This window comes from Sphingomonas sp. PAMC 26605 (genome assembly GCF_000241485.1).
Lineage (GTDB): Bacteria > Pseudomonadota > Alphaproteobacteria > Sphingomonadales > Sphingomonadaceae > Sphingomonas.
In genome coordinates, this window is record NZ_JH584241.1 from 3780587 (window position 1) to 3790240 (window position 9654).

General features: G+C 65.5%; 7 protein-coding genes and 1 pseudogene. 5 read left to right on the plus strand and 3 right to left on the minus strand.

Translation table 11 applies throughout. From position 1 onward, the window contains the following. Nucleotides 1-80 precede the first annotated feature (80 nt). From RH90_RS17595 to RH90_RS17605, 3 genes are all read left to right on the plus strand, one after another. On the plus strand, nucleotides 81-515 hold the full coding sequence (locus RH90_RS17595; protein WP_198283463.1) for a MaoC family dehydratase: 435 nt from the start codon (nucleotides 81-83) through the stop codon (nucleotides 513-515). A gap of 132 nt (nucleotides 516-647) precedes the next feature. Continuing rightward, a complete protein-coding gene (locus tag RH90_RS17600) occupies nucleotides 648-1826 on the plus strand; it encodes an acetyl-CoA C-acyltransferase (RefSeq protein WP_010187581.1) in 1179 nt (392 codons plus the stop codon). A gap of 512 nt (nucleotides 1827-2338) precedes the next feature. Then, the gene (locus tag RH90_RS17605; RefSeq protein WP_010187583.1) at nucleotides 2339-2818 is read left to right on the plus strand and encodes a pyridoxamine 5'-phosphate oxidase family protein; all 480 of its coding nucleotides are present in this window, start codon (nucleotides 2339-2341) and stop codon (nucleotides 2816-2818) included. Between the two features lie 71 nt (nucleotides 2819-2889). Here RH90_RS17605 and RH90_RS17610 read toward each other — a convergent pair whose 3' ends face one another. Next, nucleotides 2890-4122, minus strand: a complete 1233-nt coding sequence (locus RH90_RS17610) for a polyhydroxyalkanoate depolymerase (RefSeq protein WP_010187584.1) — start codon at nucleotides 4120-4122, stop codon at nucleotides 2890-2892. A gap of 131 nt (nucleotides 4123-4253) precedes the next feature. Between RH90_RS17610 and RH90_RS17615 the strand changes: the two genes are divergently transcribed. Further along, nucleotides 4254-6068 carry an ABC transporter transmembrane domain-containing protein gene (locus RH90_RS17615; protein ID WP_010187585.1) on the plus strand — a complete coding sequence of 605 codons (1815 nt, stop codon included), beginning with the start codon at nucleotides 4254-4256 and terminating at the stop codon, nucleotides 6066-6068. Between the two features lie 116 nt (nucleotides 6069-6184). Beyond that, the gene (locus tag RH90_RS17620; protein ID WP_010187586.1) at nucleotides 6185-7339 is read left to right on the plus strand and encodes a saccharopine dehydrogenase family protein; all 1155 of its coding nucleotides are present in this window, start codon (nucleotides 6185-6187) and stop codon (nucleotides 7337-7339) included. 6 nt (nucleotides 7340-7345) lie between these two features. Here the strand turns inward: RH90_RS17620 and RH90_RS17625 are convergent, their stop codons facing one another. Further along, on the minus strand, nucleotides 7346-7939 hold the full coding sequence (locus tag RH90_RS17625) for a DUF4760 domain-containing protein (protein WP_157134620.1): 594 nt from the start codon (nucleotides 7937-7939) through the stop codon (nucleotides 7346-7348). Between the two features lie 157 nt (nucleotides 7940-8096). Further along, nucleotides 8097-9654: pseudogene (locus RH90_RS17630) on the minus strand (ribonuclease R family protein); the annotation flags it as partial.

Here is a 9654-nt window from a genome sequence, read left to right on the forward strand (position 1 = left end):
TGCCATTTGCCAGCGCGACGTCGCCTATGCGACCAATTTTCTTGCAGGGGAATGCCGTGACGACCGTGACAGCGCAGGAAATGGCCGGCCGGATCGGCACCGAACAGGTGTCCGACTGGGTCGAGGTCAGCCAGGAGATGATCGACAAGTTCGCCGACGCGACGGGCGATCACCAGTTCATCCACGTCAACCCGCAGATGGCCGCGATGACGCCGTTCGGCGGGACGATCGCGCACGGCTTCCTCACGCTGTCGCTGATGCCTTTGCTGTCGTCGAAGATCATCGATCCGGTGACGATCGAGGGCGTGAAGATGGGGATCAATTACGGCGGCAACAAAGTCCGCTTCCTCCAGCCCGTCCGCTCGGGCAAGCGCGTGCGCGGCCGTTTCAAGCTGCTGAGCTTCGACGAGAAGCGTCCGGGCCAGTGGCAGCAGACCAACGAATTCACGGTCGAGATCGAAGGCGAGGAAAAGCCCGCGATGATCGCCGAATGGATGTCGCAGATTTTCGTTTGAGCTCCAAAAGCCCTCCCCTTTAGGGGAGGGGTTGGGGTGGGGCCGTGCCGCAAGCGAGCGCAGCGCACTCCATAGACGTCCCCACCCCAACCCCTCCTCTGAAGGGGAGGGGCTTGAAGAAGGAAGAAACCCATGCGTTCCGCCGTCATCGTCTCCACCGCCCGCACCCCGATCGGCCGCGCCTATCGCGGCGCGTTCAACAACACCCCCGCCCCGACGCTCGCGTCGCATTCGATCAAGGCCGCGGTCGAGCGCGCCGGCATCGACGGCGGCCTGGTCGACGACGTCGTGTTCGGCTGCGCGCTCCAGCAGGGCCACCAGGCCGGCAACATCGCGCGCACCTCGTTGCTGCGCGCCGGCCTGCCCGTCACCGTCCCCGGCATGTCGGTCGACCGCCAGTGCGCCTCGGGCCTGATGGCGATCGCTACCGCCGCCAAGCAGATCATCACCGACAATATGGACATCACCATCGGTGGCGGCGTCGAGAGCATCAGCCTCGTCCAGACCCCGCAGATGCGCGTCGCACCCGATCCCGAGCTGATCGCGATGCACAAGGACGTCTACATGGCGATGCTCGGCACCGCCGAGGTCGTCGCCAAGCGCTACAACATCAGCCGCGAAGTGTGCGACGAATATGCGCTCGAGTCGCAGCGCCGCACCGCCGCCGCGCAGGCCGCCGGCTATTACGACGCCGAGATCGTGCCGGTCACCGCGAACATGGCGGTCACCAACAAGGAAACCAAGGAAGTCACCTACAATGAGGTGACGCTGTCGAAGGACGAGGGCAACCGTCCCGAGACGACGCTCGAGGGCCTGCAGGCGCTCCAGCCGGTGATGGGCCCGGGCATGAACGTGACCGCGGGCAACGCCTCGCAGTTGTCGGACGGATCGTCGGCCTCGGTACTGATGGAAGAGAAGATCGCGTCGCAGCGTGGCCTCCAGCCGCTCGGCCGCTATGTCGGCATGGCGGTTGCCGGCACCGAGCCCGACGAGATGGGCATCGGCCCGGTCTTCGCGATTCCCAAGCTGCTCGAGCGCTTCAACCTCAAGATGGACGATATCGGCCTGTGGGAATTGAACGAAGCGTTCGCCGTGCAGGTCCTGTATTGCCGCGACAAGCTCGGCATCCCGAACGAGCTGCTCAACGTCTCGGGCGGCGCGATCTCGATCGGCCACCCCTACGGCATGACCGGCGCGCGCGCGACCGGCCACGCGCTGATCGAAGGCAAGCGTCGCGGCGCGAAGTATGTCGTCGTGACGATGTGCATCGGCGGCGGTCAGGGTGCGGCCGGGCTGTTCGAGGTCCTGTAATTGAAAATTGCTGCGAGATCGTCTATGTCGATATTGGCGATGTCATAGGCGCCTCTCGTGACGAGCCCCGGTTGTGCTAGTAACCGGGGCTCAATACGTTTGGGGCTCGGCTGCTAGACCGAGCCCCGCCCGTGCGCCTCAGTCCTTACGGGCCACTTCGATGATCTTTACGACCAGAGTCGCAAAGGCGAAGAGCACGCCTAGGATGAGGCACAAGTCGGTGATTGTCATAGAGCAATCTCCCGTTTAGCGGCCGAATTGCCGCCAAGGAATTGATAATTTAGAGTTCGCTACCTAGCATGCTTTGCTTTTACCGAAGCGCGGCGGCCTCTTAAACATATGAAAAATCATTCCTTTGCCTAGCTAGACGCGTACGACTGAGGTGATTCATTTAGGTCGCGGTCGCGTTGAGCGGCGATAATGGGCATTTGACCGGCCGCCTATCAGACTCGCGGCAACCAACCGCCCCTCCCGTCGTTTCCCTCCCGAACCATCCTCAAGGAGAGACTCGCATGGCCGATACGCACGAAATCAAAGAGACGCTGTGGAAGAAGATGGCCGACAGCCCGTTCGTCATGGTCGGTCTGGCGGACGGATCGTCGCACAGCGAGCCGCTCACCGCGCAGCTCGACAAGGACCTGGTCGACACGCTGTTCTTCTTCACCGGCAAGGACAATCGGCTCGCCGGCGGCGGCAAGGTGATGGCACAGTTCGTCTCGAAGGGTCACGACTATTTCGCGTGCCTGTCGGGCGACATCCGCCAGGACAATGACCGCGCGATGATCGACAAGCTGTGGAACAAGCAGGTCGAGGCCTGGTTTCCGAACGGCAAGGAAGACCCCAACCTCGCGCTGCTGCGGCTCGACATCGACAGCGCCGAGCTGTGGGAGACCGACATCTCGCTCACGGGTCGCGTGAAGATGCTGTTCGGCGGGACGATCACCGCGAGTGAGAGCAGCAGCCACGCCGTCGTCGGCACCACCGCGGCGTAACCGACGCGCTACGGTCGAACGCTTCGAGACCCGCGCTCACCCGATACCGGGCGAGCGCGGGTCTTGTCGTATCAGCCGTGCGCCTTCATCCATTCCTCGACCACCGGCGCGACCTTGTTGCGCCACTTCGAGCCGTTGAAGATGCCGTAATGCCCGGCGCCCTCGGCCATGTAATAGCGCTTCTTGTCGGCGGGCAGGCTGGTCGCGATCGTCAGCGCCGCCTTGGTCTGGCCAAGCCCCGAAATGTCGTCCTTCTCGCCCTCGATCGCCAGGATCGCGATGTCGGTGACCGCGGCCGGATCGACCGTGCGCCCGCGGTGCGTCATCGTGCCCTTGGGCAGCGCATGGTCCTGAAACACGACGTCGATCGTCTGGAGGTAGAATTCGGCGGTCATGTCGCAGACCGAGCGATATTCCTCGTAGAACGCCTTGGTCGATTCAGCCTGGAGATCCTCGCCCTCGACGAGGTGTTTGAACAGCTCGTAATGCGACATCATGTGGTTGCCGAGGTTCATCGACATGAAGCCGGCAAGCTGCAGGAAGCCCGGATAGACGCGGCGCCCGGCGCCCGGATAATTGCCCGGGATCGTCGCGATGACGTTCTGGCTGAACCAGCTGTGCGGCCGCTCGGTGGCGAGCGTGTTGACCGCGGTCGGCGCCTCGCGCGTGTCGACCGGGCCGCCCATCATCGTCAGCGTCTTGGGGCGGCAGGGGTTGTTGTCGGCGCTCATCACGCAGGCCGCGGCATAGCACGGCACCGACGGCTGGCACACGGCGAGCATGTGTGTGCCGCCCTGCCCCTCGTTCGGGCCGATCGCCTCGAGGAATTCGATCAGATAGTCGACATAGTCGTCGAGATCGAACTTGCCGTCGCTCAGCGGCACGAGCTTCGCGTCGCGCCAATCGGTGATGTAGACGTCGGCGACGGGCAACATCCGCTCGACCGTGCCGCGCAGCAGTGTCGCATAGTGTCCCGACATCGGCGCGACGATCAGCAATTTGGGCCCGCCCTCAATTCCGACGCGGCGGAAGCGCTTGAGCTGGCCGAACGCCTTGCGCAGTACCACGTCTTCGACGACGGCTACCTCGGCGCCATCGATCGTGGTGCTGTCGAGCCCGAATCCCGGCTTGCCGCGCGGCGCAGCGGCATGCGCGAACACCTCGAGCGCCGAACCCATGATCGCCCCGCCGCCGAAATACGCGAACGGGTTAGCCGGATTGCTGAGCAACCCCGCGCTGAAATCGGCCATTGCGCTCGCGCCGGCGAGCATCGACTTCTGCATTTCGTAAGCGTTGTAGAGCATACCCGACTTTCTAGCAGACAAAGATAAAGCAGAAGACAAGCTTATGCTGCGTTGCGACAAACGGCAATGCCGCGTTTGCTACTCCCGTGTAACGCATTGAGGCGCGATCCGGTGCCTGCTACGCAGCGCGAATGGCCGAACCCACCGCGATTGCCGTCCCGATCACCCCGCCCTCCGAGCCGCCGCGCGCGAGCGGGCGCAAGCTGGCCAGCCTGGCGATGGTGTGGCGCTATACCTCGCGCTATCCGCTGCAACTCGCGATCGCTTTGATCGCCCTGTTCGTCACGTCGACGACGACGCTCGCGACGTCGTGGAGCATCAAATCGGTGATCGACCGCGGCTTCACCCACGGATCCGGCGATATCGCGCATATCAACCAGGTCTTCTACGATCTGTTGGGGCTGGTCGTGATCCTCGCGATCGCCACCGCGATCCGCTTCTATTTCGTCTCCTGGCTCGGCGAACGCACCGTTGCCGATATCCGTATCGCAGTGCAGTCCAACCTCCTCCGGCTCGCCCCGCGCTGGTTCGAGGAGAACCGCCCGTCCGAAGTCGCTTCGCGGCTGACCTCGGACACTTCCCTGATCGAAGGCGCCGTCGGGACGACGGTGTCGGTGGCCTTGCGCAACGGGCTGACCGGGATCGGCGGCGTAATTCTGCTCTTCGTCTTCGCGCCGAAGATGGCGCTGTCGATCGTGATCGGCGTGCCGCTCGTCATGCTGCCGATCGTGCTGCTCGGCCGCCGCGTGCGCAGCCAGTCGCGCACCAGCCAGGACCGGATCGCCGATATCGGCGCGATGGCGGTCGAGACGTTCAGCGCGATGAAGATCGTCCAGGCGTTCGGCCAGGAAGACCGTGAGGCAAAGCGCTTCGGCGACGCGGTCGATCGCAGCCTCGCCGCCGCCAAGGTCCGGATCGCGACGCGTGCGATCATGACCGCGCTGGTAATGGGCCTGCTGTTCGGCGCGGTGACGCTGCTGATGTGGTCGACCGTCGGCGATGTCGCCGCCGGGCGGCTGTCGGCTGGGTCGCTCGCAGGGTTCCTCGTGACTGCAACGCTGGTGACGGGGTCGTTCGGGTCGCTGACCGAAGTTTATGGCGATCTGCTGCGCGCGTCAGGCGCGGCCGAGCGGCTGTCCGAGCTGCTCGCCGAAGTCCCCGAGATCCGCGCGCCCGCGAGGCCCGCGACGATGCCGGTCCCGGCGCGCGGGTTAATTGAGTTCGACCATGTCGAGTTCCGCTATCCCTCGCGGCGCGACGTCGCCGCGCTGCACGATTTCTCGCTGTCGGTCGCGCCCGGCGAAACCGTCGCGATCGTCGGACCGTCGGGCGCTGGCAAGACCACGCTGTTCCAGCTGATCCAGCGCTTCTACGATCCCGCGGCAGGCAGCGTGCGGATCGACGGGATCGATCTGCGCGACGCCGACCCCGCCGAAGTCCGCGCGCGGATCGCGATGGTGCCGCAGGAGACGGTGATCTTCGGCGCTTCGGCACGCGACAATCTGCGCTACGGCCGCTGGGACGCGCGCGACGACGAACTCTGGCACGCCGCCGAGGCGGCCAACGCCGCCGAATTCCTCCGCAAGCTGCCCGACGGGCTCGACACCTTCCTCGGCGAAGGCGGTGCGCGGCTTTCCGGCGGGCAGCGCCAGCGCGTCGCGATCGCGCGCGCGCTGCTGCGCGATGCGCCGATCCTGCTGCTCGACGAGGCGACCAGCGCGCTCGACGCCGAGAGCGAGCGGCTGGTGCAGGAAGCGCTCGAGCGACTGATGGCGGAGCGCACCACGCTCGTCATCGCGCACCGCTTGGCCACGGTCCGCGCGGCGCGCCGGATCATCGTGATGCGTGACGGGCGGATCGTCGAACAGGGCAGCCACGCCTCGCTGATCGGCGAAAGCGGCCTCTACGCGCGGCTCGCCAGCCTGCAGTTCAACGAGGCGGCCTGAGCCTTCTTACCCCCCCTCCCGCTTGCGGGAGGGGTTGGGGGAGGGCATGATCAAACCACACCGCGCGGACGGACGGGCCCTCCCCCGACCCCTCCCGCACGCGGGAGGGGAGAAACATGCGCGACTTCGACATCATCGTATACGGCGCCACCGGCTTCACCGGCCGCCTCGTCGCCGAATATCTGACGCAGATCGGCGCGCAGCGCTGGGCGATGGCGGGCCGTTCGCTGTCCAAGCTGCAGGAAGTGCGCGACCTGATCGGCGCGCCCGCCGACACCGCGCTGCTCACCGCCAATTCGGACGATCCCGCCAGCCTGCGCGCGCTGTGCGAGCGTACACAAGTGGTGCTCACCACCGTCGGCCCGTATCAGCTCTATGGCAGCGACCTCGTCGCCGCCTGCGCCGCAACCGGCACCGCCTATGTCGATCTGTGCGGCGAGCCCGCCTGGATGCGCGAAATGATCGATGCGCATCACGAAACCGCGAAGGCCAGCGGCGCACGAATCGTCTTTTCCTGCGGGTTCGATTCGATCCCGTTCGATCTCGGCGTGCTCACCCTGCAGGACGCCGCCAAAGCGAAGTTCGGCCATCCGCTGCCGCGCGTGAAGGGCCGCGTGCGGAAGATGCAGGGCGGCTTTTCGGGCGGCACCGCAGCGAGCCTCAAGGCGACGCTCGCCGCCGCGGCGAAGCATCCCTCGGTCGTCGGCCTGCTCGTCAACCCCTTCGCGCTGACCCCCGATTTCGAGGGGCCGAGCCAGCCCAAGGGCCTGCTGCCCGAATATGACCGCACGATCGAAGCATGGGTCGCGCCGTTCATCATGGCGCCGATCAACACCAAGAACGTCCACCGCACCAATTTCCTGCTCGGCCAGGCCTATGGTCGCGACTTCGTCTATGACGAGATGATGGTCGCGCCGGGCATCGGCGAGATGGGCAAGGCCGCCGCCGAGGCGATCGCGCGGATCAATCCGCTGGCGAGCGACAAGGGTCCCAAGCCCGGCGAAGGCCCCTCGCGCGAGGAGCGCGACGCGGGCTTCTACGACCTGCTGTTCATCGGCGAAGGCGCGAATGGCGAGCGGATCGATTGCGTCGTCACCGGCGACAAGGACCCGGGCTATGGCTCGACCAGCAAGATGATCGCCGAAACCGCGCTGTGTCTGGTCGAGGATGTCACCGGAGACGGCGGCATCTGGACGCCGGGCGCGCTGATGGGGCGGGTGCTGGCGGACCGTCTGCAGGCGAAGGCCGGGCTGACGTTTCGCGCCGGGTAAGCCCCGTCACGCGACCGGCGGGTCGATCTCCGGCAGCGGGTCGTCGCCCGGCCCGCTTGCCGCCGCGACCAGCGGTTTGGGCGACGACGTCGCGGTCAGCCGCCGCGCGGTGTTCGAGAACTTCGCAGCGAGCCATTGGTAATTGGCATAAAGGCCGGGGTGATAGACATAATCGTCGCCGCGCGCGTTCAGCCGCCAGCGTTCGTGCTGGACATACTCGGCCGCCGCATTCCAGTCGCGCACGACCGCACTCGCCATCCACGTGCGATAGATCTTCGCGTCGAGAATGTTGTTGCGGATCCCGATCGCGACGAGCTCATAATGGTTGATGTAATCCTGCACCTGCCCGCGCGTCTTCTTGGCGGCGGCGGTGGCGGGATCATGTAGGCCGGCGAAGCCGGCAGACTTGCGTACCGTCGAGAAGGCCTCGTTGAGCGCGCGATAATGTTCGGTCGATTCGAACTTCTCGATGATATCGAGCGTCGCCCGCTGTCGCGCCACCGCGCGGACGTTACGGATTCCGATGATAGCGACGAGCGCAGAGAGCAGAACGAGCACCGGGCTCAGCAAGGCTTTCCACAATGGATCGGGATTCGACACGCAGCGAAGCGTCTCCCCGGCCATCGTCACGCCGTGATGGACTATCGAACAGTCCAAGCGATTTAGTCGCGACCACCTTCACGCATTGTCGGGCTCCTCTTTGCGATTGCGGTATACATGGGGAAACGCTAATAAACAATCAAGCGCCGCGAACTTGCTACCGCTTCTTTCCCTGATGCCGGATGTTGGCCGGGCGCCCGCGATGCTTGATCACGCGCTTGGGGCGTCGCTCGTCGCTTTCGACGCGCGCGCCCCTGCCCTCGACCATCTCGAAGCGTAACGCTCCGGACACCGGGTTCGCCTCAGCCAGCCGCAGCGGCAACTTCTGCCCGCTGGCATAGACCGTGCCTGACCGGTCGCCGATCAGCGTGCGGCTCGCTTCGTCGAAGCGGAAATATTCGCCGCCGATATCGCGCACGGGCATCAGCCCGTCGCCGCCGATCCCCTCGACCGTCGCGAAGAAGCCGAAATTGGTGACGCCGGTGATCCGCGTCTCGAGCACCTCGCCGACCTTCTCCGACAGATAGGCCGCGACATAGCGGTCGATCGTGTCGCGCTCGGCCTCCATCGCGCGGCGTTCGAGCATCGAGATGCTCTCGCCGATCTTCTCCATCGCCGCGGCTTCGCCTTCGGTCAGTCCACCCGGGCCGAGATCGTACGACGCGACCAAGGCGCGGTGGACGAGCAGATCGGCATAGCGCCGGATCGGCGAGGTGAAATGCCCGTAGCTGCCGAGCGCGAGCCCGAAATGGCCCATATTGGCGGGGCTGTAATAGGCTTGGGTCTGCGTGCGCAGTACCTGCTCCATGATCTGCGGGCGTTCGTCGCGGTCGATCACCTTGTCGAGGATGTTGTTGAAGGTGCGCGGCTGGACGACCTGGCCGAGCGCGAATTCGATCCCGAAGGTCTTGAGATAATCCTTCAGCGCGACGAGCTTCTCGCGGCCGGGCTGTTCGTGGACGCGGTACATGACGGGCGCCTTCTTCGCCTCGAGCGCCTTGGCGGCGGCGACGTTGGCGGCAATCATGTAATCCTCGATCAATTTGTGCGCATCGAGCCGCTCGCGCGGCGCGACCGAGAGGATGCGGCCCTTCTCGTCGAGCATGACGCGACGCTCGGGGAGGTCGAGATCGAGCGGCGCGCGCGCGGTGCGGGCCTTGTTGAGCGCGTGCCAGCAGGACCAGAGGGGGAGGAGGGCGGCGAGGATTTCTCCTCCCCTCCCGCAGGCGGGAGGGGAGCAGAAGAAGCGTGATGCGCATCCACCATCGCCTGCGCATCCTCATACGCCAAATTCGCCGCGATCCGCACCACCGCGCGGGTGAAGCGCCAGCTCTTCAGCGCCCCGTCCTTCCCGATCCGCAAATGGCACGCCAATGCCGCGCGATCGACGCCCTCCTTCAGCGAACACATTTCGGCCGACAGACTCTCGGGCAGCATCGGCACGACGCGATCGGGAAAATACACGCTGTTCCCGCGCCGCCGCGCCTCGCGGTCGAGGCTCGACCCCGGCCGGACATAGAACGACACGTCAGCGATCGCGACGATCGCCTTCCACCCGCCCTCGTTCGCGGGATCGTCATCGGGCGCCGCCCAGACCGCATCGTCATGATCGCGCGCATCGGCGGGATCGATCGCGACGATCGGCAGATGGCGCAGATCCTCTCTCAATCCTCCCCGGTACGGGGAGGGGGACCGTTTTGCCTCTTCCGGCAAAA

Bases quoted from the DNA above. Each gene is read 5' to 3' on its own strand.
- RH90_RS17600 (WP_010187581.1), top strand. From the start codon at position 648: ATGCGTTCCGCCGTCATCGTCTCCACCGCCCGCACCCCGATCGGCCGC.
- RH90_RS17615 (WP_010187585.1), top strand. From the start codon at position 4,254: ATGGCCGAACCCACCGCGATTGCCGTCCCGATCACCCCGCCCTCCGAG.
- RH90_RS17620 (WP_010187586.1), top strand. From the start codon at position 6,185: ATGCGCGACTTCGACATCATCGTATACGGCGCCACCGGCTTCACCGGC.
- RH90_RS17610 (WP_010187584.1), bottom strand. From the start codon at position 4,122: ATGCTCTACAACGCTTACGAAATGCAGAAGTCGATGCTCGCCGGCGCG.
- RH90_RS17605 (WP_010187583.1), top strand. From the start codon at position 2,339: ATGGCCGATACGCACGAAATCAAAGAGACGCTGTGGAAGAAGATGGCC.
- RH90_RS17595 (WP_198283463.1), top strand. From the start codon at position 81: ATGGCCGGCCGGATCGGCACCGAACAGGTGTCCGACTGGGTCGAGGTC.